Annotated in this window: 35 protein-coding genes; 33 read left to right on the top strand and 2 right to left on the bottom strand. The window is 36.9% G+C overall.

Annotated features, from left to right (window positions below):
- Nucleotides 1–12: 12 nt before the first annotated feature.
- The 19 genes from WC623_RS22540 (at nucleotide 13) to WC623_RS22450 (ending at nucleotide 8,466) form a co-directional block, all read left to right on the top strand.
- On the top strand, nucleotides 13–258 hold the full coding sequence (locus tag WC623_RS22540; protein WP_372855416.1) for a hypothetical protein: 246 nt from the start codon (nucleotides 13–15) through the stop codon (nucleotides 256–258).
- 151 nt (nucleotides 259–409) lie between these two features.
- A complete protein-coding gene (locus tag WC623_RS22535) occupies nucleotides 410–673 on the top strand; it encodes a hypothetical protein (RefSeq protein ID WP_372855414.1) in 264 nt (87 codons plus the stop codon).
- Nucleotides 670–840 (top strand): hypothetical protein, encoded by a 171-nt coding sequence (locus WC623_RS22530; protein ID WP_372855412.1) that lies wholly within the window; start codon nucleotides 670–672, stop codon nucleotides 838–840. The genes WC623_RS22535 and WC623_RS22530 overlap by 4 nt, the downstream gene beginning before the upstream one ends.
- Nucleotides 840–1,016, top strand: coding sequence for a hypothetical protein (locus WC623_RS22525; protein WP_372855410.1), 177 nt, complete (start codon nucleotides 840–842; stop codon nucleotides 1,014–1,016). Before WC623_RS22530 ends, WC623_RS22525 begins: the two co-directional genes overlap by 1 nt.
- The gene (locus tag WC623_RS22520; protein ID WP_372855408.1) at nucleotides 1,013–1,297 is read left to right on the top strand and encodes a hypothetical protein; all 285 of its coding nucleotides are present in this window, start codon (nucleotides 1,013–1,015) and stop codon (nucleotides 1,295–1,297) included. The genes WC623_RS22525 and WC623_RS22520 overlap by 4 nt, the downstream gene beginning before the upstream one ends.
- A gap of 437 nt (nucleotides 1,298–1,734) precedes the next feature.
- On the top strand, nucleotides 1,735–1,893 hold the full coding sequence (locus WC623_RS22515; RefSeq protein ID WP_372855406.1) for a hypothetical protein: 159 nt from the start codon (nucleotides 1,735–1,737) through the stop codon (nucleotides 1,891–1,893).
- A gap of 655 nt (nucleotides 1,894–2,548) precedes the next feature.
- Nucleotides 2,549–2,746: a hypothetical protein gene (locus tag WC623_RS22510; RefSeq protein ID WP_372855404.1), complete on the top strand. Its 198-nt coding sequence runs from the start codon at nucleotides 2,549–2,551 to the stop codon at nucleotides 2,744–2,746.
- Between the two features lie 11 nt (nucleotides 2,747–2,757).
- The gene (locus tag WC623_RS22505; protein ID WP_372855402.1) at nucleotides 2,758–2,958 is read left to right on the top strand and encodes a hypothetical protein; all 201 of its coding nucleotides are present in this window, start codon (nucleotides 2,758–2,760) and stop codon (nucleotides 2,956–2,958) included.
- Nucleotides 2,959–2,993: 35 nt separating this feature from the next.
- A complete protein-coding gene (locus tag WC623_RS22500) occupies nucleotides 2,994–3,278 on the top strand; it encodes a hypothetical protein (protein WP_372855400.1) in 285 nt (94 codons plus the stop codon).
- A gap of 789 nt (nucleotides 3,279–4,067) precedes the next feature.
- On the top strand, nucleotides 4,068–4,301 hold the full coding sequence (locus WC623_RS22495) for a hypothetical protein (protein ID WP_372855398.1): 234 nt from the start codon (nucleotides 4,068–4,070) through the stop codon (nucleotides 4,299–4,301).
- A gap of 17 nt (nucleotides 4,302–4,318) precedes the next feature.
- Nucleotides 4,319–4,477: a hypothetical protein gene (locus WC623_RS22490; protein ID WP_372855396.1), complete on the top strand. Its 159-nt coding sequence runs from the start codon at nucleotides 4,319–4,321 to the stop codon at nucleotides 4,475–4,477.
- Nucleotides 4,478–4,821: 344 nt separating this feature from the next.
- Nucleotides 4,822–4,995: a hypothetical protein gene (locus tag WC623_RS22485; protein ID WP_372855394.1), complete on the top strand. Its 174-nt coding sequence runs from the start codon at nucleotides 4,822–4,824 to the stop codon at nucleotides 4,993–4,995.
- Nucleotides 4,996–5,105: 110 nt separating this feature from the next.
- Nucleotides 5,106–5,237, top strand: a complete 132-nt coding sequence (locus WC623_RS22480) for a hypothetical protein (RefSeq protein ID WP_372855392.1) — start codon at nucleotides 5,106–5,108, stop codon at nucleotides 5,235–5,237.
- 144 nt (nucleotides 5,238–5,381) lie between these two features.
- Entirely contained in the window at nucleotides 5,382–5,534 is a 153-nt protein-coding gene (locus WC623_RS22475) for a hypothetical protein (RefSeq protein WP_372855390.1), read from the top strand.
- Complete coding sequence (locus WC623_RS22470) at nucleotides 5,531–5,791, top strand: hypothetical protein (RefSeq protein WP_372855388.1); 261 nt, start codon at nucleotides 5,531–5,533, stop codon at nucleotides 5,789–5,791. The genes WC623_RS22475 and WC623_RS22470 overlap by 4 nt, the downstream gene beginning before the upstream one ends.
- A gap of 917 nt (nucleotides 5,792–6,708) precedes the next feature.
- On the top strand, nucleotides 6,709–6,981 hold the full coding sequence (locus WC623_RS22465; protein ID WP_372855386.1) for a hypothetical protein: 273 nt from the start codon (nucleotides 6,709–6,711) through the stop codon (nucleotides 6,979–6,981).
- Between the two features lie 390 nt (nucleotides 6,982–7,371).
- On the top strand, nucleotides 7,372–7,581 hold the full coding sequence (locus tag WC623_RS22460; protein WP_372855384.1) for a hypothetical protein: 210 nt from the start codon (nucleotides 7,372–7,374) through the stop codon (nucleotides 7,579–7,581).
- A gap of 49 nt (nucleotides 7,582–7,630) precedes the next feature.
- Nucleotides 7,631–7,786, top strand: a complete 156-nt coding sequence (locus WC623_RS22455) for a hypothetical protein (RefSeq protein ID WP_372855382.1) — start codon at nucleotides 7,631–7,633, stop codon at nucleotides 7,784–7,786.
- A gap of 482 nt (nucleotides 7,787–8,268) precedes the next feature.
- Nucleotides 8,269–8,466: a hypothetical protein gene (locus tag WC623_RS22450; RefSeq protein WP_372855380.1), complete on the top strand. Its 198-nt coding sequence runs from the start codon at nucleotides 8,269–8,271 to the stop codon at nucleotides 8,464–8,466.
- Here the strand turns inward: WC623_RS22450 and WC623_RS22445 are convergent.
- On the bottom strand, nucleotides 8,454–9,287 hold the full coding sequence (locus tag WC623_RS22445; RefSeq protein WP_372855378.1) for a family 16 glycosylhydrolase: 834 nt from the start codon (nucleotides 9,285–9,287) through the stop codon (nucleotides 8,454–8,456). The genes WC623_RS22450 and WC623_RS22445 overlap by 13 nt on opposite strands.
- A 350-nt stretch (nucleotides 9,288–9,637) precedes the next feature.
- Between WC623_RS22445 and WC623_RS22440 the strand changes: the two genes are divergently transcribed.
- From WC623_RS22440 to WC623_RS22420, 5 genes are all read left to right on the top strand, one after another.
- Nucleotides 9,638–10,102, top strand: coding sequence for a DUF2227 family putative metal-binding protein (locus tag WC623_RS22440; protein ID WP_372855376.1), 465 nt, complete (start codon nucleotides 9,638–9,640; stop codon nucleotides 10,100–10,102).
- Nucleotides 10,103–10,220: 118 nt separating this feature from the next.
- Nucleotides 10,221–10,781, top strand: a complete 561-nt coding sequence (locus WC623_RS22435) for a hypothetical protein (protein WP_372855374.1) — start codon at nucleotides 10,221–10,223, stop codon at nucleotides 10,779–10,781.
- Between the two features lie 4 nt (nucleotides 10,782–10,785).
- Nucleotides 10,786–11,184: a putative metallopeptidase gene (locus WC623_RS22430; RefSeq protein WP_372855372.1), complete on the top strand. Its 399-nt coding sequence runs from the start codon at nucleotides 10,786–10,788 to the stop codon at nucleotides 11,182–11,184.
- A 124-nt stretch (nucleotides 11,185–11,308) separates the two neighbouring features.
- Entirely contained in the window at nucleotides 11,309–11,833 is a 525-nt protein-coding gene (locus tag WC623_RS22425) for a hypothetical protein (protein ID WP_372855370.1), read from the top strand.
- 2 nt (nucleotides 11,834–11,835) lie between these two features.
- Nucleotides 11,836–15,408 carry a hypothetical protein gene (locus WC623_RS22420; RefSeq protein ID WP_372855368.1) on the top strand — a complete coding sequence of 1,191 codons (3,573 nt, stop codon included), beginning with the start codon at nucleotides 11,836–11,838 and terminating at the stop codon, nucleotides 15,406–15,408.
- A 22-nt stretch (nucleotides 15,409–15,430) separates the two neighbouring features.
- On the opposite strand, the gene WC623_RS22415 is transcribed toward WC623_RS22420, so the two are convergent.
- Nucleotides 15,431–16,591: a hypothetical protein gene (locus WC623_RS22415; RefSeq protein WP_372855366.1), complete on the bottom strand. Its 1,161-nt coding sequence runs from the start codon at nucleotides 16,589–16,591 to the stop codon at nucleotides 15,431–15,433.
- A gap of 216 nt (nucleotides 16,592–16,807) precedes the next feature.
- On the opposite strand from WC623_RS22415, the gene WC623_RS22410 reads away from it, so the two are divergent.
- The 9 genes from WC623_RS22410 (at nucleotide 16,808) to WC623_RS22370 (ending at nucleotide 24,675) form a co-directional block, all read left to right on the top strand.
- Complete coding sequence (locus tag WC623_RS22410) at nucleotides 16,808–17,026, top strand: hypothetical protein (protein WP_372855364.1); 219 nt, start codon at nucleotides 16,808–16,810, stop codon at nucleotides 17,024–17,026.
- Nucleotides 17,027–17,302: 276 nt separating this feature from the next.
- Nucleotides 17,303–17,716, top strand: coding sequence for an IS200/IS605 family transposase (gene tnpA / locus WC623_RS22405; RefSeq protein ID WP_372855362.1), 414 nt, complete (start codon nucleotides 17,303–17,305; stop codon nucleotides 17,714–17,716).
- Nucleotides 17,713–18,978 (top strand): RNA-guided endonuclease InsQ/TnpB family protein, encoded by a 1,266-nt coding sequence (locus WC623_RS22400; RefSeq protein ID WP_372855360.1) that lies wholly within the window; start codon nucleotides 17,713–17,715, stop codon nucleotides 18,976–18,978. Before tnpA ends, WC623_RS22400 begins: the two co-directional genes overlap by 4 nt.
- Before the next feature lie 225 nt (nucleotides 18,979–19,203).
- A complete protein-coding gene (locus tag WC623_RS22395) occupies nucleotides 19,204–19,641 on the top strand; it encodes a phosphatase PAP2 family protein (RefSeq protein ID WP_372855358.1) in 438 nt (145 codons plus the stop codon).
- A 1-nt stretch (nucleotide 19,642) separates the two neighbouring features.
- Nucleotides 19,643–19,987 carry a hypothetical protein gene (locus tag WC623_RS22390; RefSeq protein ID WP_372855356.1) on the top strand — a complete coding sequence of 115 codons (345 nt, stop codon included), beginning with the start codon at nucleotides 19,643–19,645 and terminating at the stop codon, nucleotides 19,985–19,987.
- A gap of 313 nt (nucleotides 19,988–20,300) precedes the next feature.
- Nucleotides 20,301–21,017 (top strand): glycosyltransferase family 2 protein, encoded by a 717-nt coding sequence (locus tag WC623_RS22385; RefSeq protein ID WP_372855354.1) that lies wholly within the window; start codon nucleotides 20,301–20,303, stop codon nucleotides 21,015–21,017.
- Entirely contained in the window at nucleotides 21,018–22,328 is a 1,311-nt protein-coding gene (locus WC623_RS22380) for an NAD(P)/FAD-dependent oxidoreductase (protein ID WP_372855352.1), read from the top strand.
- 513 nt (nucleotides 22,329–22,841) lie between these two features.
- The gene (locus tag WC623_RS22375) at nucleotides 22,842–23,096 is read left to right on the top strand and encodes a hypothetical protein (protein ID WP_372855350.1); all 255 of its coding nucleotides are present in this window, start codon (nucleotides 22,842–22,844) and stop codon (nucleotides 23,094–23,096) included.
- Nucleotides 23,097–23,691: 595 nt separating this feature from the next.
- Nucleotides 23,692–24,675 (top strand): GDP-mannose 4,6-dehydratase, encoded by a 984-nt coding sequence (locus tag WC623_RS22370; protein WP_372855348.1) that lies wholly within the window; start codon nucleotides 23,692–23,694, stop codon nucleotides 24,673–24,675.

Below are 24,675 nucleotides of genomic sequence, written 5' to 3'. Positions count from 1 at the left end.
GGTGCCTAAGAAATGAACAAATCAAACTGTAGAGGATATTATCAAGACAGGTACAATCATCCCGGTATGTGCGAAAGACCGGGAATTGATGCACCAGTTACGTCAAAAGAATGCTGGCATCTGAAGAATGCAAAGATGGTCTGGAGAAAACGAGTATCTATCAGTCAGGTTCCACCGCGGGATCAGAAAGCTACCAGAGTACCAGACTGCTACTCGGAAACCGGATATGTGTTTGTTGATGCGAAAAGGAGGTACTGATATGACCGAAGAAAACCCCCAAATTAATATCATCCTGTGTGAAAGCATCAATCAATTTGCTTCAGACCTACAATTCTGGCTTAACCGAAGGCGGTATCAAAACCAGAATGCTTCGTATAGCCGATGATTTGAGAATGGCAACGGAGGAACAATGAGCAATACAATAGATGAAAAGGCAACAAAAATAAGAGCTGAACTTTATAAACAACATGACAGGATGCTAAGTCTTACAGATGCAAACACTGTCAAAGCAATAATCGAATTCACGCTTAACAGAACTATGGTAGATATCTGTTATACTTGCGCCCAGTTATATCCCACATGCCATTTACCTGCTAATTGCAAACATGCTTATGGGGAAGGGAATAAGAACGTCATCGAATGCGATGGTTATGTTAAGCGGGAGGAACAATGACCGAAGAAGAAGATCACCAGAAAGCAGAACGCCCGCGAGAAGCTCAGTACGAAGAAGAATGGAAAGAGCGCAGGTATGTGAAAGAACATCCAGATGATTTTAATGATTCTGTGGGCTTGTGTGAATTTGTAGCAAACTGCAAGAGAAATCACAGGAGGGGGTATTAATGAAATACGAATTAGTACCAAAGGATGTTCTGGATGAAGCGTTGATGGCTATGTTTCAGGCAATACAAGCACTTGAGAAAATAGGCGATAAAGAATCTGTATTGGCACTTAGCAGAGCGTACAACTCGCTTCAAAGCAATAGAACATATGTGGCTATTCAGCCGGAGCAGAAATGACTAAAACCGTAGTTGAAAAGGCTTACAATAAACTCGCTGTTCATGCAAAGAAACATGCGAAATTACAAAAAAACTTTGATGAGGCTTGCAGGGAACAGTATGGCTTTATCTTCCAAGAGTGTGATTTTTCAATTGATCCTATAAGACCACAAATGAGCTTTTGTGATAGTGATCCTATTATCGATACAATTGATTATGGAACCGACTGTTTGCCATTCAACGAATTTGATATTATGATGAGGAAAGCTATGAAAATTAAAGAAACAATGGAGGGTAAATGATCTACCAGAATCCAGACGGAAGCGTGTTATCCTGCACAAGCCCACTGGCAGGCGAAGAAGCAACGAGGAAGAACCTGGCAATAGCAATCAGGCAACAGAAACCCATCGTACTAAAAAGGATAGGGTGATTAACATGGTTAAAATATACCTACACGAATCAGTTAGGAAGTGTCTGAGCTATAAAGACCTATATATCGTGAAATTGACATATGAGGAACGGCAGATATTACAGGAAGAAGGGATTCTTTGCTCTCCGCTGGATAAAATATTGCAGATGACACTTGATTCACTCAAATCAGAAAAACCGAAGGAAGAGACATGACTGAAAGAAATTGTGATTCTTGTGATTACTCGCAGAGATCTGGATGGAGAGAACCATGCAGGTCATGCAGGTCAGTTAATAAAGGAACTTGGACAGGATGGAAAGGGATTGAGAAATGATAACGCGTAGAATTGGTGAGAATATAACGATTGGATTATTCCAGAAAGACCAGCTTGTTTTTTTAGAGGATGAAATCCAAAGGATGGTTTTCAATCACGATGAGATGAATGAGATCTGTAAGATATGGACTGAGTTTACGGGGAAAGGGAAATGACTAAAGTACACTATGGAGGAAAACGATGCATTGTGTAGCGGGGGCGTGTCCGGTTCCCGATTGGGATTGCAGAGCATGCATGTATAATTATAATGGTAACATATTATACTCTGAATAGTGGAAGGAGAAAGAGATGGTTGATTCTATGGAAAAGTTGTGTTCTTGTGGAAGAAAAAGAAAGCATGGTGATTTATGCCCTGCATGTTATTCTAAGAAGTACCGGGAGGAACATGCAGACATCGTCAGAGGATAGAAAATTAAAGGCCGGGAACGGATAAACGCAATGAGAAGGAGAACAGTATACAAAACCTTGAAGAAGCACAAAGACGACTTGAAAGACGATCCTGAAAGGTTATCCACTGAATTTATACTTGCCATGATGGAGTGAACTTTTAAAACTGTTGGGGTTGGAAATTCAGTTTGCCTTACCATGCTCTTTTTCGTGCATTATTTGGGTTTTTACAGGCAAAAACGATAACATGAGGCGGTGGGTATATGGAATTCGATATATCACATCTTCAAAATAGCAACCGATTTTTGACAACTATTCACAGCAAACGCAGACTTGACAGAACCTGTTATCAGCAAGTGTTATATAGTAGTACGTACATATATAGTAATACTGCGTAAGCAGAAGAATAAGAGGTGTTGAACAATGCAAAAACTTGAAATAAACTGGATAAAAGAATACGTGAGAATTGAAGACAAAGATCAAGGACACGGTTTAGTAAGATTTCATGAAATTGATTTAGATCAGATTGAGAGAACCGGGGACTTAAAAACAGACTATGAAACAGCAGTACGAAATATGTTAGATAATGACCTTATCAACATGAAAGATTTTAATTTTTGAGGTGTCAAACTATGGAAATATCAGAAAAAGAAAAAAGCTTGATAGAAGCAATAAAAACAAGAAAGCCTGTGATCGAATACCCTTTTGGGAATCCAGATGAACTTCTCGAAAGAATAGCCGAAATCGCTAAAGAGTGGCAGAACAATAATAAACCAAGTGAAAGTGCGATGAGTGGAATTTATGTTATTCTGGCACAAAATAAAAGAATATAATAAAGAAAGCAATTAATTTTTAGGAGGAAATTAAAATGATAATATATAGAAATGGTGTACAAATGTCATCACATGATGATACTCTATCTCATCATGTGGATTGTAGTAAATCTAAAGTGTCACCGGGTACTTTTCAGAATAAATACGGTGCATTCGATGACCAAAAAGCGCAGGCAGAAATGTTTGTGAAAAATTTGGATAAATTATTTGGAATAAACATCGACCCTAAAATAGTCGATGTAGATTATCTGGGATCGTGCGATGTTAGGATTGATGGAGACTATTATGTTGCTATAGAAAGCAAAAGAAGAGCGAGATAAGCCTAGGAGGAAATTAAAATGCCGGATGAATATATTTTCTCAGGAGGAACTGTCCTGTCTAGAGAAGATCTCGTAAAAGGAATTCTCCTTCAGGAGGATTATACAATGCCAAGGACACTTGACATCAAAGGTTATCCGCTTCATTTTGAATGGGGTCGGCCGAAAAAAAAAGAAATGGTGTTTTGGGCATGGTGATGAGCCAAAGGCGCTCATACTTATGTTACGACATCATAAAACTGCAGAAGTAGAATTTCTAACTCTGCAAAGGGATGAAAAGACGTTGATAGTGGATCTGATCAACGCAGAATACAGAAGAGAAATAGAATATCTCTCTAGGTGGAGGTAAATAATTAATGGCGAAGAATCGCAGAGGTTTAGTTTACGGAGAAAGAGAGAACGGAAGAGGGATTTAAATTATGATCGAAATAATAACAAGAAGATTTCGCCTAGAAGAAGGCGAAGACTTGGGTAGAGCTACGAACGTGATAAGACATCTGCCCGGATATGTCAATGGAACGATGCATAATCAAGGGTATGAGATTGTCGCAGACTTTGAAGTAAAGGTGATTTGAATGACTTTATGGTACGGCAGGAATAATAACTGAGTGTAACGGTTATCTTCGCTGCTTGCAGTTTGACCAAGCACGACCATTAAACTACACGGACTACAAAATGAAGAGGCGTGTATCTCACGGAAACAGCGTTTGAGTTGATACAATAACTATTTATACTATTAGTGTGTATTAGTGTATTGTAGTGAGATGCACTATATAAAAGAGGAATAAGAAAATGATCGAAATAACAATAGAATTTAAAGAAAAGATTCTTAGAAAATTCACAAGCACCATAACTGAAGATGCTTTGGGTATTGAGAATACCAGAAAAGAGGCACGATGGAAAGAGCTTGCTCAAATGGACTTTGAAAAAATGACAGACGATGAATATAACGAATACTATGTTATTATGATGCATACGGATAAAAAAATTATTCGAAAATGGATGGATGCACTTGAAGAAATCTAATTGTTCGGAGCAAAAATATGGCACAAATAACAGTCGACTCCAATGATGTTTTTATTGTCCCTAATGATGCACTTGTCATTCATAAGCGTGTAGGTGCTTCCGGTCAAATCAGCGTAGGGACTGAATATGCTGGAAGGTTGGTCACTGCTTATGTTGTAATCAAGAAAAGGGAATGATTAATTTATTGGAGAATCAAGATTATGCAACCCGTACAAAGAGAGAACGAAGAAGTAGTTGGTAGGAATAGCCCATCGCCCGAAAACCAGCACATACGTGAAATTCGGGGCAAGAGAATCGAGCCTGAGAAGACCGGGACGTTAGAATATATCGCAAGACTTCAATACATCTGCGTGGATTGTAAAACAGTATATCATATAAATACAGAGAGTTCCAGCGATGGCACGCCACTAATACCGGACGGGCGAATAGGCAAAGCACTTTGTAATGGCCATGTTATCATGTTTTGTCCGTGGTGCAGACCTGACAGTAAACCCTGGAAAGATGGAAGAGGTATTTAATCATGTTTGCGGCTCAATGGTATTGCTTCGCTACTGATTCCTGGGTATCGTACAAGGGTCTAAGTTTTGCCACTCAGGAAGAAGCGGAAACGTTCAAAGCAAAGATGATAAAAGATTACAATCCTAAAAAGATGACTGGATTCAATCCGGTAAATGTCAGGATTTGGGAGGTTTAAATTATGGAGAGCAAAAGAGAGAACATGACACCGCAAGAAATCGCACAGGCATTCGCCAAATCTGAGAAAGAGAGAATCGAAACGCAGACCGAACAAAAGGAGAACCAATTATGGAAGAAATAACCTTAAATGAATCGCAGGAAAGCATTAATCGGAAATTTGTAAAAACAATAAATTCCCTTGCAGAACGCATAACTGAACTTGAAGCACAGGCAGAAAAAAAAGAGAATGTCCGACTTTGAAGAGGAACTAGACAAAAAGTTAGCTGGACTTTCCGTAGAGGAACGACTTAACTATCTTAATTCCGAACGATGGAAGCGATATTTTTGGATAGCTAGGAATGATGACCTTTCAAAAATGAGATTTTAATACAGAAAAGAGGGAACATGAACAAGAAAATAATCTTCTTAAAGAACTGCGGGGCGCAGCTTCCCGCAGATTCAGAATTCAGGAAATTACATGAAGAACACTGGCTGAACAACCCAACAAAAATAAACACTGGCATGTTGTCGGGTTATTTAATCGAGGTAAAAACATGAAAACAAGAGAAGAGATAATACATCTGAAACAGAACTGGAGAAATGATCCCTGCTGGGATATTGAGAACACAGAAGGCTTCGAGGAATATAAAGAAGAGTTACTGGCATATCGCCTGAAGGTAGAAGCAGAAGACAAATTCAATGAAGAAAAAAGAGTTTTTCTTTTGTGCGAGAAGTACCACTGTAATGATGAGCTTCTCAAAGTAATCGAATCCATGCAGCGCAGGATTGAAGCATTGGAACAAAAGAGCGAATAATCATGAGCGTAAAACGAAGAGAGAAAACGAAGCTAACAAGCAAACGGCACGGTGAGAAGTTTCAAGCAGAGTTTGATGCTGAGTGTAATCTAAGACCAATCCCTGAAGAACCGGGGTGGTATCAATGGGAATAGGGAAATGTAAGATAGACGGATGTGATCGCTCAAGTTTCGCTAAAGGGATGTGTGAAAAGCATTATCGCAATTGCTACAATCGGCAAAAGGCTCTTAACCGAGTATCCGATCGTATCACACGTAGTGAACGCGGAGGGCGGCAACCGTTCAAGATGCCAATTCAACAGAGGCAACGCATGTCTCAACTGAACATAAGGCTATGCGCCGAGAGGAAAGCAAAGAGAGAACAAGCGAGGGAATAATGGCAGGCATCTCTCACAATGTTGTCCTGCCAGAAGAGTACTGGTCAAGGATCGATGAACTCAAAGATGACGAGATCGTAAAGAGTCGAGGACATGCCACAATGGTTGCATTATGGGGTGTATGGCCTGAGTTGAAGAAAACAAAAGAGATTAAGAAGGTATAACAATGGATAAAAATAAAGAAATCCGATATATAAAAATAGAATCGTGTACGAACTGCGAACACGTGGGGCATAGTATTAATAACAATAACCCCATTTGCATTAATTTCTGTGTACATCCCAATAATAGTGATGCGTATGCTATTGATAGTTTTATGTATCAAGGGATATATTACCCGGTGACAAGTAAAACAAAATCGTTTGCAGATTGCCCGATTCCGGTATGGTGTAAGTTACCCAAACCAAAAAATGAGGATTAAAATGAAATGTAAATATTATTCGGGATGTGAACTGAAACAATCCGATTCGTTCACATGCAACGATTCTAGAGAAACGGAATACTGCGGAAGATTTAATGAACTGAGCGAGGATACAAAATAATGCCCTGCTCAACTCAAGGGTGCCCGAACGAAGACATCCACGCAAATGGACTATGCTATCCCTGCTATTACCTCGAATGGGTTAAGACACCTTACGGCAGGAAATGCCATAACAAGAGCAATCTCAAATGGCAAAAAACAGAGAAAGGCAAAACATCACTCAAACGCGCTACCAGCAAGTACGCACGGACTGAGAAAGGCAAAGCTGCACAGAAGAGAGGAAATAAGAACAGGGGTTATCCTGCGAAACCAATGCCCGATCTTGATGAATGATTTAATCAGATACTTGAAGAGCAAAAGAAGAAAATAGAGGAACTAAAACAAAAGGAGTGATTAACTTATGACAAATTGTGGGTTCAAAGGGTGAGCGCAAGCCTCCGGCTTTAGCCGTGGGAGAGGTTCAACCCTGAAACAATTCACCTCATCTTCAATTAACTTTATATACACAAAATTACTATTCCATAGTATATGAAATATAAATGTATTCATTGTGGACGAGAAAAATATATTCCCGCAGTTCATGCTTTACCAAAAAACGGATGTCCTGTTTGTGGTGGTGCTCTTATCTGGACTCGTTATTGTCAGTTCTGCAAAATTCATTCTTATGACTTAGCTCATAACACAAAATGTGCAACAGCACATATGAATCAAAAGAGGTAAACCATGGCATTATCAATACAAAAAAGATATGATAATAAAATATACACATTAGACATAGTCAAACCCACAAAACACGATGCAGAAAAATACGCAGAAAAAATTCGACAGACCGAATATATGGGTCATCAGCAACTTGCTCGTGTAGAAAAAGGGTCCCTTGGATGGGGCGTTTATGTAGGCATTGGAAGGAATATAAGATACGACATAGGTTAGTACCAAATCACAGTCATCCAAAATGACAAATAAAAAAGGTGAATAAAATATGAAAGACGGCAAAACAATATATCTCGGCGTCGGTGTCCTGCTCGTGCTAGGCGGCATAGGTGGAGTAATCGGCGCGACGTACTCCGGTGTAGCCTTGATAATCGGCGGAGTAATGACAGCGATCGGACTAAAAGACGTAATCGTCAAAGGTTAAGTGAGGTGAATTATGACAAAGAAATCGGTATATGTCAAAGGACATTACAGGAAGAAACCCAAGAAATAAGGCAACCATCATGCTGAGGAATATTCCAATGAAGCTTGATGATTATCAGGCAAATCCCAAAAGAGAGCGTGAAATAAAATGACATATAGAAAACAAAAAATACCACATAAAAAAATAGATGGTAAATCATATTATCTATATAACAGATTTGAGAAGAAATCAGATGCTGAATCATCTGCTAATAGCGTGCGGAGAATAGGTCATCTTGCAAGAGTATTACCATCTGGAAAAAAGGCATACCTGAAATGGACTGTGTGGGCAAGAGAAACTAGATAAGATAACAAAAATAAAAAATATTTTTTTCCGTAAAGCTTATAAATAATAAATTCAATTCTAATCATTGTGTGTCGCAGGCGACATTTTTTCCGTAGAAAACTTGTTATCACCTCCTGCGGCACTTCCTTTTAAAAATAATGCAATTGACACTCGACCTTCTACCTCCACCAAAACGCAAGCGCAATATACTTTCAGAAGCAGTTCGGGCACAACGCAAAGAAAAAGCAGATGCACATCAAGCATTCAAGCTTCTAAAATCTCAAAGATTTAAAAATTTTACAGAGCAACAAAAATTTCTTTTAAAAAAATATTATGGGATTTATCAATTTTTCTGATATATCCGCACGTACTCAATATCCATATATGATGGAAGATCGCCGGCACTAGAACACCCAGGCCATGTTGATACACATGTCCCGCTGTATGCGCCAAATCCGAATTTCATTGGAACAGTCGTAAATAACTGAGCCGATGTCTTCGTTACTACGCCATCAATCATCCATGTTAACTGTGTTCCACTCCATTCAAATGAATAATTGTGGAACCCTGCTGTAAAGTCACTCTGAGTTGTGTGTGTAACGTCATATATTGGTGTAGTGGCGTTCCCATGAATTTGAGTTTGGTCAGCCTGGCTGGGGGTTCTTCCGGCTGTTTGGGTAATTACAATTGCTGGTGGGTATCCGCCATCAGATGTATATAATCCCATATAACCAGCAGTGCCATATCTGGGTGGCATTTTTGCTCTTATTTCCCATTTTCCCTGTGTCATTCTACCGGCAAGTGAGTTGAGATTATCTATTCCGCTTCCGATATATTTTCTACCGGTATTCGGGTTCATGGCGATCCCAAGATGTAACTGGCCGCCACTGACACTAACCATACTTGAACTGAACAGTGTATCAGAATTGCTACCGCTCTGATTACCACCATACATTACCCATTTGGTCTGGTCTAATGTCGCGCCGTCAAATTCATCGCTCATTACAAGTGTATACCCACCCGATGGTGTAGGTGTAGGTGTCGGTGTTCCACCAATTGGAACACAATTTGTACCATCAAATATTTCTCCACTCGGACATGTTGGTTGTGGTTCTGGTTTATACAATGCCATGACAGCAAATACAGCAATTATTACCATTGCTATACCTAAAATCATTGGCAAATTTTTATTTTTTGTCATTGTTTCTTGCCTCCAAATGTATTATTATAGTATTCAAATACCGTTTAATATATAAATGTTTACCTACAAGCCAGTACGATGAAAATTTCTAAAAAACTTATTCCGGAAATCCTAAAGCTTCTACCTGTTTCACAGATAGAACTCACAAAACTTCTTGGTGTTCGTGACCAACGTATCGCGGAATCCATAAAAGAACTTCTCGATACAGACCAAATCACACGAACTCGACAGGGTCGCAGTTATCTCATCAAACTCAAACCCAAACTATTCCCGTTCCCATCTTCCCCATGCTGGGGTTGTAACTGTGACACGGAAAAGATAAAAACATGTACGAAAATAACAACGTGGGCAATGTCACCTACATGACCAATTACATTAACCACATAATCATAAATTTTGCACTCGTACTTATTCTTCTATTTTTCTATCAACAAAACACATTCCTGTCCAATACTCAACTCGGAATTTTTATTATCACTTACTTCATCGGAACCGTCTTTCTCACACCCGATATCGACACCCGAAGTGAACCGTCCCGTCGCTGCGGCGTTCTCTTCAAACCATATACAATCATGTCGCATCATCGCGGGCAAACACATAAATGGTATGGGTCATTCTTCATCATATTGTACATCTTGATTATCCTATCTCTAATCATTATCATCTTTGACCCATCCTACTTATTTCCATTCTACAACACACTGCTCACATACAAAAACGAAATCGTGTATGCCGTCATTGGTATTTTCCTTTCCAATTTTTTCCACATCGTTACAGATTTCCTGTCGTAACAAAAAATCCATATACGTGGAATACTTTTATATACACTTAACAACATTTAACATAATGGTGTGATAACAATAAATATTTGTATAAAATTATCCAAGAAAAAAAGGAGAACCACAAATTATGAAAATAGAACCATATGAGATGACAGCCGGGCAGGTGACGGCTATACATGTCACCGATCCGGAGTCAAATCTGGATGAAGTAATAGAGACAGAACCATTTCCAACAGACCAGTTACCAAAAATTATAGTAATGGCCGGAAAATATTACCAGGCAAAACATGAATGTGTAGAGTTCATGAATGCACTGAAAGAAGCACAGGTACAGTTCGATTCGGTAAAATCGGATTTTGAGTCGATAACACGTAAACATAAATCACGTATCCATGCACCGGAACCCACATCGGAACCTATTACCGAACCAGAACCAACAGCCACGCTACCCAGAACTCTTGAAGAAGTTGCTGATGACATTGTCAAATCCCCGGAAATCCGGACATTGATCAACAATAACAACCTCACTGACGAAACAATCAAAGAACTCATTGCATCCGGAAATAACCTCAATCCGGAAACTTTCGACTCAATCCATTCAATAATTATCTCCAAACTGAAAGAATCCGGAGTAATCAAAAAATCAATCGCAGAAAAAGTAAAAGAAAAAATAAAAAATAAAAGGTGATTAAATGTCAAAATTCACAAAAGCCGATGACGAATTCCAACCCGTCGCAAAAGAATTGTTCCAGAAACACACAAAAGACTTAGGTCTTGCTGTCGATCCGTCAAAAATAATATTCCTGCGGACAGACAAGAAAAAGAAAAATGCATTCGCTTACTGTAGTCTTATCAACGAAGAATACGCACTGCTCACAGACAAAAAATTCTTCATTGTGATTGTCAACAAGAACTATGACAAGCTCGAAACACCCGAAGAAAAACAATATGTTGTCCTGCATGAAATGATGCATTGTTACTTTGATCTTGACAATGACGATGAAGACAAATTCGCAATCCGCAAACATAATATTGAAAATTTCCAGGAACTAACAAAAGACCCCAACTGGAAACTGTCGTTAGTCAAATAGTGGATTAATTCCACTCATCTTTTTTTGTCGTAACCTTTAAGTCATCATAAGTTGATTATAAAAATATCACATAAAAATGATATTTATATAATAATAAACTTATATGGACAAAAAAATAATTTATATGGACAAAAAAATAAACCACCATCATCAGGTGGTGGCAAGAATCAGTCAAAACTATTCTGATATGGAAACATTTATATCACTTGAAACTGGAAAATATGGTATAAGGGAGTGGTTATGTGATAATGGAACTCAGACTGATACAACTGGTGCTTTATTAGAGACCCAGATGTCCGGATATTTCTTAACCGGATATGTCCCATTTTTAACAATTGGTTCTTATGCTCAAGCGCAGGATGAATCCCCACCTACAAGTGTGACAAATGCCAGCACAGCAACAGGCAACTTCTATATCAACAACACATGGACGAATCCAGCAGATGCCTCACACAGTATCAAGGACACTGAAACAGGCCAGGTATTTGCAGAAGGGTATTATAATGAAGGATCTTTTTCAATGATCACAGGGAACATGAATGGAATCATAGATAGACCACTGACACAAAAGCCAACAGTAACGGTAAACTCTGGGACGGCAGCAGCAGCCCAAAAATGGTACTGCTCAGTTAAGTATTATTTCAGGTAAGAATGAGTCTAAAACACATTTTGATAGCGGGATTGCTGATATTGATAACAATAGGAATAGGAACAGCAACCACAGAAACACTATTATCTGATGGATTTGATAATGGTTTAAGTAATTTTTCTCAATTTGGAAATGTTACTGTGTCCAATGGAAAGGCAACTATAGGCAACAATGGGACAATATATATTCAGTATAATCATAATGAATTGAGTTATCCCAATAAAACCATTTCTTTTAATTGGACTACACCAGACACGATATCTTATCAAAACTTATCATTTAAAAATATATTCTCTTTAAAAGAAGGGGTATGGAATGATTTTGATAAATCTATTATGATGTTTTATAACGGTACTCACGTTTATTTTGAATTACAAACGTATGTAGATACAGTCAATACCAGCAGTGATAGTTCACAAAATTATTCTGTACTTCCAGCAACAGATTATTATATTGTTATAACATCAACCGCTGATAACACAACAATTTCTTTTAATAATAATATATACAGTAATTCAACAGTATTCACTAATGTTTTTAATACTTTGGAATTTAGTTCATTTAGTCCCCAAAATACGGTATTGGATGATGATAATTCTAAAGAAAAGAATACTGCATATATTAATGGAAACACAACCCGATATAGAAAAAACATCACGCTTTCTGATATAAATAACATAACGTCTGCAAATGTGACAATGCTTCTAGATAAAGACGCTACAATAACAGGGGGCATTGTTGTAAACATAAATGGGTATGATGAGCTTAATTTAACAGAGTCTTTAGTATCACCAGGAACAGCAAACCCCATTTATACTTGGTACACTTTTTCGATTAATACATCTCATTTGATATCTGGAAACAACAGTATAATATTATACGGTTCTGGAACAACTACAACAGTACTGCATATTGATAATACCACGACCTCTCACAATAATAGTTCGAAAAGCATAGATAGCGGAGCGACTTGGAATTTTACAAATATAGGTTCTACTGCTGGTATAACTGGCGAATATATGATTAGACTACAGTTAGACCAGTCTATAAATTATAGTGTAGATAATATTCTTATTCAGCAGGATAATCAATCTAATCTTTCTGATTTGTACGGTAGAGTATATGACCAAATGATTTATACTTTTCCAACAGATGTAAATAAAATATATGCAATATACCCGTATTTATTAACCCGAAATAATAGTTATCTTGTTGTTGCAGAAAGCGGGGCTGACATAATACAAAGTGCGTATGATAGTGGAAATAAAAATTTATTCTATGTTAAAGAAGTGGCGTTATTATCCAAATACAATTCAAGCCGCACCCCTTTATTGGATAACTTAACAGAACTTTTATGGACTTACAAAGTTAATCAAACAACAAATTTATCATATTATGTAATAGGTACGAATGGAGTTCCGACTAATTCTCTTGCTATGATTGTAGGAAGTAGAGATGTATTAGAGACATCAAATGCGTTTATTTATTCTTATAAAACTACAGGAAATTTAACCTCTTTACAGCGAGGCGAATCTATTTTCGATGCAGTTAATACTTACATGAAACATTCGGTGTATGATACAATTATAACGTCTGTGAATGCAACAAATGGCACACAAGAAGGAGCAAACACAAACGGTTCAAGGGGTGGAGACCAGATAGCAAATTTCATAGACAATTCTTTATACTTATATGAGATCACGGGGAATCAGACGTATCTAACATGGGCGATTTATCAGGCCGACACGTGGTCTGCGCTTGCGTGGGATAATACTACTGGTGGATTTTATTACCGACCAGATGATACAGGATATGAAAACTTTGTTCCTTCAATGAGTGAAGCGTTGTTACATTTATATAAATACACTAACAATCAGACGTATTTAGATAGGGCAACTCTAAATTATATGCTGTACTCCACCCAAATAAAAAGAAATGGTGTTGGTATTCATTATTTCTATAACAATGGTAGATATGGACATGGAGTATCATATCCAATCTATGCCGCAAGCACAACGGCAGCGTTATTATATAGATATACTCAAAATAATACATATCTTGATATTTCAGATGAATACACGCAAAGATTATTGACAAATAATTTTGAGAGAAATATCGATACACTATTAGATAATAACTATACAAAAGATACAGATTTAACGTATCAGAGAAGACAAACAAATATAATACAGTTTATATATAGATTTATTTTACCTTCAAGTGGTGTGAATATATCCTGGGATAATGGGAGTGATATTTACCAGAGATTATATGATGTAGTAAATGCCCCAACCGATATTTATTTTACAAGAAATGGCGTTACCTTGCTTAATGTATCGGGTAATGGTAACATAGATTTTTATAAAGATATAACATCTGTTAACATTACATCTCAAAATGGAAGCTCAATCGGATTAAAAATGCTTAACAATAATAAACTATACGTTCTTCCAAACAGTTCGAGAATATTTAATATCACGGTTTTAACTTGGAACCCCACTGGCGACTATTACAAGAAATGGACTGAATCAAGCACAAATGCAAGCACAACAACACAGCATATAATTGGTGATTTCCCAATAAATACTAACATCCAAATTAAGCGGGATGGAGTGAACTACGCTCAATTAACTTCAAACGCATCAGGATATATTAATTGGACGTATTCAGGTGGATACAGTGAGCATCAATTTGAAATTTATATTGCTCCTGTATTAGATTCAATTGGTAATAAGACTGTAGCAGAAGCAAGTTTGTTATCATTTACATTAAATGCAACTTGTGTTGGATGTAATTTAACATATTCAAAAGATAGTTCAAAAGGAACTTTGAATTCAACATCTGGATTGTTTACATGGACACCTGACTATTCGGAATCCGGAATTTATCCAATTATATTTACTGTTAATAATAGTGGTATAACTGATAATGAAACAGTATATATAACTGTAATAGATACACCTAGTGGTGGCGGCGGAGGTGGTTCATCTGTCGTAACAATAATCAATAGATCTACACCAGTACACACACCAGAAATCCAGTACAATGAATCATTTACATCAATGACAACATACCAGTCTAATGACCCAATCAGACTCGGAGTTTATAGTATTAATGTAACTCCATCATGTCCATATCCTATCCAAATATACAGATCCGGTGACAGAGTCCAGATATCAAATATGTGCATTTTTAGTAACATAACAGTAGATTTCATTTCACCGAAACAATCCCAGATTTATCTCCTTACTCCCACTCCCGTACTAATTCCACAGGAAATCAAATACGTCACACCCGATAACCAATACTATATAATCAGAACACATCCACCAACTCTCGGTACATTTATCATTGCAGACCCAAATACAACAAATACTATTCAACTTACACCAGAATATATCAAGTTGAAAGCACAAGAATTCTTAATAAAACTACAATCAATAGACATATCTCAAATCCAGTATCAATTATCGCAAATACCATCACGTATCCGATCGATTGATTTATACTCCACGATTCAGGCACTTATAAATTCTATTTCAAGTAGGGTTAATGAGTTGCGTCTCAGTATTTAAAAATATATACTTTTGGATAACACTACATTAAATTATTCCACACAAGCACCACTATTATAATTATCAACCCAGCATATAACAAATATTCTATTATCTTGCTTCCACCTTCGCTACTCGATTTTACCGGTGCCAGTTCCCCGCCACCAACTCCACCCAATAAATCCCGCATTTCCTGTCTCTCGTTGTGCGCACTTGCAGTGTCGATAACTACTCCGCCAATTTTCTTCAAAAATGTGTACAGTATCATGAACGGGAAAAATATATACCAGGCATAGGAATGCATTGCGTACATGATCGCAAAGGCAATCGTGTATGAAAATGCTATACCTTGATTACTTACTGACCACTCTCTTGTTTGCCATGTAGGTTGAATTGTGTTCACACTGATCTTAAGGATTGAGTACAATACCACTGCCAATATTTCCATCACGATCAACAAACTGATTATTAATGTCCCGAAGAACATTACAAGGCTTAATGTATCACCGTTTCCCCAGAAATAAAACAACTTCTGTAATTCAACAATCGCAATCGGATATTCGTAAAATGGATTACTTACATATATCGAATATAAAACAACTGGAATCAGTGCAAGACCAGCAGCATACATCCGTCTATTGCTTGTCTTGTCTGCAACAACCGCTATCACCGCTGAGAATAATACAAAAAAGAATATAAAATCAATTACTGTATCCATGGAAACATAAATCCACACGAACAGGTTAAACCATCCCGATGTGATACTCTGAACCAATGCCAACAAACCAGCATCTTCTGGAACATTAACCACTGATATATTAGTAGAATTCACGAAATCCGTATAATATGGCAGTCCAAAACTACGGAATGTCCCAAAATTCAAAGCCCAATCAAGCCACCGCGACAACATTGTAAACGAACCCGTAACAATATCTCCATAAAACGGTATCGTATACGTATACGTTCCCCAACTCAACACAATCCCGAAAATCCCGGCCATCACCGTAAGCACCGGTTCCCAAACAATAATCGGAATCATAAACGATAGTATCATCTTATATGTCTGCGGAATTTCTACAAATCCCAACAAATTAAAAACATAAATAACAATCGCGGTCAACAATACAAGTATCCCATACGTAAAATTCGATGTAATGACAGTCGAAATGCTTTCTGCCAGAGTGTTTATTTCAGTCGGTATCATAGTATATTAATATTTTTATATAAATATCATTTTAAGGTAATTATATAAAGGATGTTCAAGAACATAAACCTTCCGTAAGCTTTGCACCTAAAGTACCAATTTTGACCGACTTTAGGTGCAAGAATGAGACTTTAGGTGCAAACGGTACTTTAGGTGCAAAGCTCCTTCCGTAAACAAGTATATATACCAATAAACCAATTAACGATCGGTGATAACATGGAAAGAAGATTACTACCAATTTACTCATGTGCAGACTGCCACTTTCTCGGAAAAGAAATTGTAGCAAAAAACGATCAGATCGGTGAAAAAGGCAGATTCACAACATACTGTACACATCTTGCAGGAAAAACAATAATTATCAAACATGGTACGGAACCAACACCAGAACATTTCGAGTTCCCAAAATGGTGTATACTGGCAGTAGATAAATCTTAAAGAGGTAAAAAAATGAGTGCTGAAGATGAAAAGATGCGTTTGTATTACATTCAATTAATCACAACAGAAACCGACGGATTGACTGTGAAAACCGTTCATTCTGAAGTACGTGGAGAATCTATGGAACAATGTTTCGAATACACAAAGAAATTACGGTGAGGGGTCAAGGGGTAGAGAAAGCCTCACGCCTTTAGGATGAGGATGAATCGTACCCCTTGGAATAGTAGCAACAGATACCAAAAAGATTATCTATCAGTCTAACGTATATACGAGTATATGCAAATTCAAAACAGTTCAAAGAAGTACCATTCGGATGGACGGATGATATATAGCTGTCAATATCATGTTATATTCTGTCCGAAATACCGACGGGCTGTTCTTGAAGGGGATATAGACGTTAGGCTTAAACAACTTATTTCAGAAAAACAAGATGAGTATGGGTTCACTGTTTTAGATATGGAAGTTATGCCGGATCACGTTCATTTATTATTGGATGTAAACCCAAAAAGAGGTGTGGTAACTATAGTCAATATGATAAAAGGTTATACATCACATCAGTTAAGAAAAGAGTTTCCATCATTGAAAAGCAGGCTTCCGACATTATGGACTAATTCGAAATTCATATCATCGGTTGGTTCTGTAACTCTTGATGTTGTAAAAAAATATATTGAGGGGCAAAAAGGAGTATGACCACAAAAAGCGAAGCCATCAAAGCCTCTGTGAAAGCCACAAGAGCTAAGAGAAAAACTCAAATGTGTAGAGTCTATGAGGTCAAAATAGATTCATCTCATTTAAATCAAGCAACCAGGGATCACATGAACCGGTTATTTCTTGAAGCCAAATGGTTCTACAATCACATTCTATCCCAACACAAGATTTTTGGAATGAGCGATAAAGTCCACGAAGTTCCTGTTAAAGTCAAAGATATATTTGAAATCCGTGACCTTCGATGTCTTTCGTCTCAGATGAGGCAAGGTATAATTAGCAGGACACAAGACAATATCCGAGGGTTATCAGAACGAAAAAAGAAGGGATATAAGATTGGGAAATTGAAGTATAAAAGTGAAGTCCAATCTATTCCTTTGAAGCAATTTGGCAATACATATAATATTCTGAATAAAAAATATATAACCATTCAAGGTCTAAAACAGAAATTAAAAGTAATCGGATTAAAACAAATACCAAAAGGGTCAGACATTGCGAATGGGACTCTGATTCATAAAAACGGGAACTACTATTTATCTATAACAACTTATCAGGAAAAGACAAAACAAGTTCATTCGGCAGAATCTGTGGGGATAGATTTTGGCCTGAACAAACAACTGGTACTCTCAAACGGTATTGCGATCCAATACACAGTTCCAGTCAGTCCGAAACTCAGGAAGATTGCACGTGAACTCAGCAAGAGGAAATTGCATAGCCGGAATTGGAATAAGACCAGGATCAAGCTTAATAAGGAATATGAAAAAGCAACTAACATCAAGGAGGATATAAAAAATAAGATCATCAGTCATCTGAAAACCAACTATGGAACAGTATGCTTTCAGGATGAAAATACCAAAGCATGGCAGAGGATATGGGGCAGGAAAATCATGATCACATCAATCGGAGGGATAATTAGCACACTCAAGCAAAAGGTGCATACTCCAATTGAAGTTAATCGGATGTTTGCCTCAACCAAAACATGCTCGAAATGCGGGAACATCCAGGACATTGCTCTGGATGAGCGTGTTTATGTCTGCAAGAATTGTGGTAATGTCATGGACAGGGACTACAATTCCAGTATAAACATTGAGACAGAAGGATTAAAACAAATAGGTACGGTGCGTACCGAATTAACGCCTGTGGAGATTGAAGCCAATACTTCGATGTTCCTCGGATACTTCAACAGTATCCCATACATCAAAGCAAGTTCGGTCTATGAATCAGGAAGCCTCACAGCTTTAGCGTGAGGTAGTTCACATAATGGTGAAATAAAAAAATAAACAATAAAAATGCACCCAGAAACCACTAAAAAACTCATCCTGACCAGTATCACATTCGTAGTGATGCCTCTCCTATACAAATCTATTCAGGAACTCAATCTCAATTCAGTCACATTCCACACCCTTATAGACGACGCAATTCCGTTCGTACCACTTTTCGGAATTCCATACCTACTCTATTACTGTTTACTCATGCTGGTATATTACAAATACTGGAATCTTGAATACAATAAATTCGAACACATAGCTTTTTCATTCCTGCTCATCGACATTATTGCCTTCTTGTTTTATGCACTGTATCAAACATACACTATCCGTCATGAAGATCCAACATTCATCGTTCCCTTTATTTACAGCATAGACCATGCCACAAATGCATTTCCATCTTTGCATGTCGCTAACACCATTCTGGCCTACACCACCATAAAAGACCTGACGATGCACAAAAAATACCTGACAATTTTATGTATCTCGATTATCTTATCGACCGTTCTAATCAAGCAGCATGCATTTCTCGATGTTATCGGAGGCATCATACTTTCAGTCATAGTCATCAAATATTACTACAGTACACAGTACGGGAAATTATGGACTGTAGCGGAGAAATATGAGGTAAAGAAGGTGAAATAAAATGGATACCGAAGATAAACTTTTAACTGGAGTTATATTATTGCTATTTCTCGGAGTTTACTTAAAATTAAATGAATTCGATCCAAAAAATGGTTTTGATGGTACAGTGATTAACATAAATGATGATATTATAAATGTACAACCGGATGGTTATAATACTGTTGTCATGTTCTATAGAAACATGTCGGAAATACCAGATAACAATATGCAATCCCTTAATAAATGGTATTCTCACGGTGATCGTGTAACCGTATATTATAGTAAAATAAACAATGATTTTTTCGTGGCAAACCATAATCAGAATAATGGATTAAGATTTGAGTGGATGTCACCAAATTTAGTGTGAGGTAGTTTACTTAAGAGGAAAATAAAAAAATACACAATAAGATAAAAGGATTAAGAAGATTAATATTGAAATAAGAGGTAATAAAAATGCAAAGTGTTTTAATAGAAGAATCAATGTGGTTTAAAATGTTTTATCCAGATAATTTTGAATGTGGAACAAAAGAAAAGATCGGTTGTCTAATGATGAATATAGCAAATCCAATTATTTGTATTTATCCAAGATCAATAATGTTATATCATAAAATATATGTTCCGATATTTATTTGATTATTTATGTATGAATAAAATAGAGAAAATATTGGAGAGATTAAAATATGATAAAAATATCAATAATTGTACCAACATACAATGAAGAAAAGAATATAGAAAAATGTTTACAATCCCTTTGCAACCAGACAATCAACAGGAATGAATATGAAATCATCGTTGTTGATGGAAATTCTAAAGATAACACAATCAGCATCGCAAAACAATATGCCGATGTAGTCATGATACAAAAAAGCGAAAAAGTCGGAGGAGCACGAAATGATGGAGTTTTGTGTTCAAAAAGTAATATAATCGCAACAATTGATGCGGATTGTTTTGCTCCACCAAACTGGCTTGAAATAATCTTAAATAATTTTAAAAACCATCAAATTGTCCAGCTTTATGGAACCGTAACACCAATTGAAAACAGTCTAAAAAATCAACTGTGTTTAATGTATATGAACACATTATCAAATATTTTATATCACACTAAGATACTATACTATACACTCGGCTGCAATACTGCTTTTGATAAGAAGTCGTTTATTGATGCTGGGATGTATAGAACCATTGATGCCGGAGACGACCTGGAAATAGCTACTCGGATGCGTAAAATTGGCAAAGTCAAACTAGACAACAAAATGAAAGTGTCATTCTCAATGCGTAGGTTCCAACAATTCGGCATGATAAAATCAGTATGTGAATGGTTATATATTGCCGTGATAAAAGGTGGCAAGTCAGATAAATATTCATACTCGAAACGAGATTACAATTTGGAGAAATAAATGGTAACTGCAATACTCGGCGGTGGCCTAACAGGTATCACTCTTGCTCACTTACTTGCCGAAAAAGGCGAAGATGTAATAATTCTGGAAAAAGAAAAAGAATACGGTGGACTATGTTGTTCAAAAACAATTGATGGATTCACTTTTGATATTGGCGGTTCCCATATCATCTTCAGCCGTGATACAGAAGTTCTTAATTTCATGAATAAAATGATAGATGGAAACAAACAAATAAACATCAGGAATACGGAAATACTGCATACGGATATGAAATATATCGGATATCCATTCGAGAATTTTCTATATCAACTGTCAGACGAAGATAGGTTTTACTGTCTAAACGAATTCATAAAAGGAATAAACAATACCAGAACCCCATCTAACTTTCTTGACTGGATCACTCATACCTTCGGGAAAGGCATTGCTGACCTGTACCTAATCCCATATAATGAAAAGATATGGAAATATCCGCTTGACCAGATGTCATCACACTGGGTAGACGGCCGTATACCGCGTCCACCGGTAGAAGACATCATTAAATCTGCTATCGGAATAAAAACCGAAGGATATACACACCAGTCCGTTTTCAGTTATCCATTAAATGGTGGAATTAAAGCATTAATTGATTCGATTGCGTCGCCGATAAAAGATAAAATTGTTTGTAATTTCAATGTATCAAACATCACCAAACTCAATGGAAAATTCATAATAAAAAACGACACGGGTAACGTATTCATTACCGATAAATGCATATCAACGATCCCGATACAACATTTAATCAGGAGCCTCGGCAATGTTCCGGAAAATATATTGAATTCCTCTAACAAATTAAAATACAATTCGCTAATATCAGTATACATTGCCTTGAACAAAAAATATGAAAATCATGCAACGAAATCATGGTTATACGTCCCAGATAAAAAACTTGGATTATTCAACAGAATATCGTTCCCATCAAATTACAGTTTCTCCAGCGTACAGGAAGGATGTTCATCAATACTTGCAGAAATCACACATGTTGATGGTGATGATGTATCCAAAATGTCAAATACACAAATCACAGATCATGTAATAGAAAAACTCAGTGACATTGATTTAATTAACAAGAACGATGTATTATTTGTTGATGTTGAACGCCAGAAATTTGCATATGTCGTATACGATATTGATTACAATAAAAACATTAAAATATTAAAGGATTTCATCACTGAAAGATATGGAATAGATTTATTAGGAAGATTTTCAGAATTTGAATATCTTAACATGGACAATTGCATAAGAAAAGTTATCGATTATAATACAAAAGGATGAGGATGATTACAATGGAAAAAGAAGATAAACAAGGTTTACTTGAACTTTTAGTGGGGATTACTCCATTAATAGTAGCGTTGTTGTTATATGCATTGGGATATATAGAATGTAGAGCTTGTGATATAACCTTTGGTAGGTAGTATTTTCAAAAAACTCTAACATTATTTTTGACTTCAAAAAGTATATATACTTTCCAATCAATTAACGATTGGTGATAACAATGAGACTCAAATTGAAAAACTTAGGTATAAACACAATTTCCGTGAAAAAACTTACAGAAAAACTCGAAAACATGTCATACACATGTCGCATGCTGCAATTTGAATTAACAGCAGTCAGATGGGTAGAACACACACGGTTTCATATATCTTTCGAGGTTTTTCCCGACGAGTGTATGCACGAAACGTCTTTTGTAAATATTCACCAGGATTATGGAACCGGGAGATTTCATCACACACAATATACATCAAAAGCAATCAACACCGAGCTCGTCAATATATCAAAGGGGATAAAATGATAACCATAAACAACACACATTTCGAGGAGCTTGTTACTTCGAGCAATCCGATTGATGATGAAATAATACGCGGCCTTATCGACGCATATCATTTTGGTGGTACAGTAACAGAAAACATGATATCATTCCATCGTTTGTCATCCGGCAGCGTGGAGATGTCCAAAAAGGGACAGAGAGCTGGAATACTTGTTCCTGCTGAAATAATCCGACACCTGGAACAGACAATCAAAGAAAGAAGTCGCAATTGTTAGGAAATGATACTATGAAAAATAGAATTTGTCCTGATCATAAAAAATGTAATCATAATTGTGGTCATAATATTCCACATGAACATAAATATGATTGTAATGAAAACTGCTACAATTCTGAAAATCTATCTTCATGTATCCAAATTCCCGACCTCCATGGAACGACAAAAGAATAGAACAATGACCTGCAATCTTGGCTTAACGGATGTTTGCCAAAGGCTACCAATTCTTGGATGTGAAGAATGCCCGAACTCCAGCACTTTTAATGATGATAAGAAAAGATACCGTAACACAAGAGACAAAAATCAATCGAAGAACAACAGATTTGGAAAGCCGCCGAACGAAATCGTCAAGACCTAGAATCCAGAATAAACAAGACACTCACAGATGTAACTGGAATAACAAATGATATGGCAAAAGAAACAATTTTTTAAGCAAACTGCGAAAATGCATTAAATTTCCCGAACTGTATAGTAGAGTCAACTAAAGTTGTATTTAGGAAGTGAATAGTCAAATAACTATTCGTCCTTTTTTTGTATGTTGAAAATATCCACAATTCCGTAACTGCTATATATGTACATGAATAAAAACCATAGTTATGACAAAGATAGCGTTCATAACTGGAATAACCGGGCAGGATGGTTCATATCTTGCCGAATTGCTTTTAGACAAAGGATATGAAGTACATGGTATGGTTCGCAGGGTGGCCTTTGAAAACCCCAACCACCGAACATCGAGGATAAACCATATCCTTGACCAAATAACATTACATTCCGGATCGCTGGAAAGTTACCCATCGATTTACAACATAATTAACAAAATCAAACCGGATGAATGTTATCATCTTGCCGCGCAGAGTTTTGTGAAAACATCATTCGATGACGAGTTTTCTACAATGAACACAAACATAAATGGTATACACCATGTCTTATCATCGATCAAAGACACAGTCCCCGACTGTAAATTTTATTTTGCCGCATCTAGCGAAATGTTTGGTAAAGTAGAAAAATCACCACAAACAGAAAAGACCAAATTCCACCCTCGGTCAGTCTATGGAATATCCAAGGTGGCCGGATTTGAATTAACAAGACATTACCGAGAAGCATACAACATATTTGCGTGTAACGGAATTCTTTTCAATCACGAAAGCGAGAGGCGAGGACTAGAATTCGTGACAAGGAAAATAACAGATGCTGTTGCACGGATAGCACACGGCAAAATGGACGAACTCCAGATGGGTAATCTTGACGCAAAAAGAGACTGGGGACACGCGAAGGATTACGTCAAGGCACAGTGGTTGATGCTTCAGCAAGACAAGCCTGATGATTATGTGATCGCAACTAATGAATCTCACTCTGTACAGGGATTTGTAGAACTTGCATTTAATGAAGTCGGTTTGGATTGGCGGGACTACGTCAAAATTGACCCCAAGTTTATCAGACCAGCCGAAGTGGAGTATCTAACAGGCGACTATACAAAAGCTAACCGGGTACTTGGATGGGAACCAAAAACAAAATTTGAAGAACTCGTCAAGATGATGGTAAAAAATGATATGGAAATAGTATCATCGCATTTTCAATAA

The organism is Pedobacter sp. (assembly GCF_041645105.1).
Lineage (GTDB): Bacteria > Bacteroidota > Bacteroidia > Sphingobacteriales > Sphingobacteriaceae > Pedobacter.
Note: the sequence above shows the minus strand (reverse complement) of the source record. Positions and strands in the feature narration are given on the sequence as shown.

Excerpts from the sequence above, each read along its gene's own strand:
- WC623_RS22475 (WP_372855390.1), top strand. The coding sequence starts at position 5,382 with ATGAACAAGAAAATAATCTTCTTAAAGAACTGCGGGGCGCAGCTTCCC.
- WC623_RS22380 (WP_372855352.1), top strand. The coding sequence starts at position 21,018 with ATGGTAACTGCAATACTCGGCGGTGGCCTAACAGGTATCACTCTTGCT.
- WC623_RS22435 (WP_372855374.1), top strand. The coding sequence starts at position 10,221 with ATGAAAATAGAACCATATGAGATGACAGCCGGGCAGGTGACGGCTATA.
- WC623_RS22515 (WP_372855406.1), top strand. The coding sequence starts at position 1,735 with ATGATAACGCGTAGAATTGGTGAGAATATAACGATTGGATTATTCCAG.
- WC623_RS22400 (WP_372855360.1), top strand. The coding sequence starts at position 17,713 with ATGACCACAAAAAGCGAAGCCATCAAAGCCTCTGTGAAAGCCACAAGA.
- WC623_RS22485 (WP_372855394.1), top strand. The coding sequence starts at position 4,822 with ATGTTTGCGGCTCAATGGTATTGCTTCGCTACTGATTCCTGGGTATCG.
- WC623_RS22460 (WP_372855384.1), top strand. The coding sequence starts at position 7,372 with ATGGCATTATCAATACAAAAAAGATATGATAATAAAATATACACATTA.
- WC623_RS22390 (WP_372855356.1), top strand. The coding sequence starts at position 19,643 with ATGGATACCGAAGATAAACTTTTAACTGGAGTTATATTATTGCTATTT.
- WC623_RS22530 (WP_372855412.1), top strand. The coding sequence starts at position 670 with ATGACCGAAGAAGAAGATCACCAGAAAGCAGAACGCCCGCGAGAAGCT.
- WC623_RS22370 (WP_372855348.1), top strand. The coding sequence starts at position 23,692 with ATGACAAAGATAGCGTTCATAACTGGAATAACCGGGCAGGATGGTTCA.
- WC623_RS22445 (WP_372855378.1), bottom strand. The coding sequence starts at position 9,287 with ATGATTTTAGGTATAGCAATGGTAATAATTGCTGTATTTGCTGTCATG.
- WC623_RS22410 (WP_372855364.1), top strand. The coding sequence starts at position 16,808 with ATGGAAAGAAGATTACTACCAATTTACTCATGTGCAGACTGCCACTTT.
- WC623_RS22450 (WP_372855380.1), top strand. The coding sequence starts at position 8,269 with ATGCAATTGACACTCGACCTTCTACCTCCACCAAAACGCAAGCGCAAT.
- WC623_RS22480 (WP_372855392.1), top strand. The coding sequence starts at position 5,106 with ATGGAAGAAATAACCTTAAATGAATCGCAGGAAAGCATTAATCGGAAA.
- WC623_RS22440 (WP_372855376.1), top strand. The coding sequence starts at position 9,638 with ATGTACGAAAATAACAACGTGGGCAATGTCACCTACATGACCAATTAC.
- WC623_RS22425 (WP_372855370.1), top strand. The coding sequence starts at position 11,309 with ATGGACAAAAAAATAAACCACCATCATCAGGTGGTGGCAAGAATCAGT.
- WC623_RS22510 (WP_372855404.1), top strand. The coding sequence starts at position 2,549 with ATGCAAAAACTTGAAATAAACTGGATAAAAGAATACGTGAGAATTGAA.
- WC623_RS22520 (WP_372855408.1), top strand. The coding sequence starts at position 1,013 with ATGACTAAAACCGTAGTTGAAAAGGCTTACAATAAACTCGCTGTTCAT.
- WC623_RS22500 (WP_372855400.1), top strand. The coding sequence starts at position 2,994 with ATGATAATATATAGAAATGGTGTACAAATGTCATCACATGATGATACT.
- WC623_RS22455 (WP_372855382.1), top strand. The coding sequence starts at position 7,631 with ATGAAAGACGGCAAAACAATATATCTCGGCGTCGGTGTCCTGCTCGTG.
- WC623_RS22470 (WP_372855388.1), top strand. The coding sequence starts at position 5,531 with ATGAAAACAAGAGAAGAGATAATACATCTGAAACAGAACTGGAGAAAT.
- WC623_RS22385 (WP_372855354.1), top strand. The coding sequence starts at position 20,301 with ATGATAAAAATATCAATAATTGTACCAACATACAATGAAGAAAAGAAT.
- tnpA (WP_372855362.1), top strand. The coding sequence starts at position 17,303 with ATGCAAATTCAAAACAGTTCAAAGAAGTACCATTCGGATGGACGGATG.
- WC623_RS22415 (WP_372855366.1), bottom strand. The coding sequence starts at position 16,591 with ATGATACCGACTGAAATAAACACTCTGGCAGAAAGCATTTCGACTGTC.
- WC623_RS22525 (WP_372855410.1), top strand. The coding sequence starts at position 840 with ATGAAATACGAATTAGTACCAAAGGATGTTCTGGATGAAGCGTTGATG.
- WC623_RS22395 (WP_372855358.1), top strand. The coding sequence starts at position 19,204 with ATGCTGGTATATTACAAATACTGGAATCTTGAATACAATAAATTCGAA.
- WC623_RS22465 (WP_372855386.1), top strand. The coding sequence starts at position 6,709 with ATGCCCTGCTCAACTCAAGGGTGCCCGAACGAAGACATCCACGCAAAT.
- WC623_RS22495 (WP_372855398.1), top strand. The coding sequence starts at position 4,068 with ATGATCGAAATAACAATAGAATTTAAAGAAAAGATTCTTAGAAAATTC.
- WC623_RS22375 (WP_372855350.1), top strand. The coding sequence starts at position 22,842 with ATGATAACCATAAACAACACACATTTCGAGGAGCTTGTTACTTCGAGC.
- WC623_RS22420 (WP_372855368.1), top strand. The coding sequence starts at position 11,836 with ATGAGTCTAAAACACATTTTGATAGCGGGATTGCTGATATTGATAACA.
- WC623_RS22430 (WP_372855372.1), top strand. The coding sequence starts at position 10,786 with ATGTCAAAATTCACAAAAGCCGATGACGAATTCCAACCCGTCGCAAAA.
- WC623_RS22535 (WP_372855414.1), top strand. The coding sequence starts at position 410 with ATGAGCAATACAATAGATGAAAAGGCAACAAAAATAAGAGCTGAACTT.
- WC623_RS22490 (WP_372855396.1), top strand. The coding sequence starts at position 4,319 with ATGGCACAAATAACAGTCGACTCCAATGATGTTTTTATTGTCCCTAAT.
- WC623_RS22505 (WP_372855402.1), top strand. The coding sequence starts at position 2,758 with ATGGAAATATCAGAAAAAGAAAAAAGCTTGATAGAAGCAATAAAAACA.
- WC623_RS22540 (WP_372855416.1), top strand. The coding sequence starts at position 13 with ATGAACAAATCAAACTGTAGAGGATATTATCAAGACAGGTACAATCAT.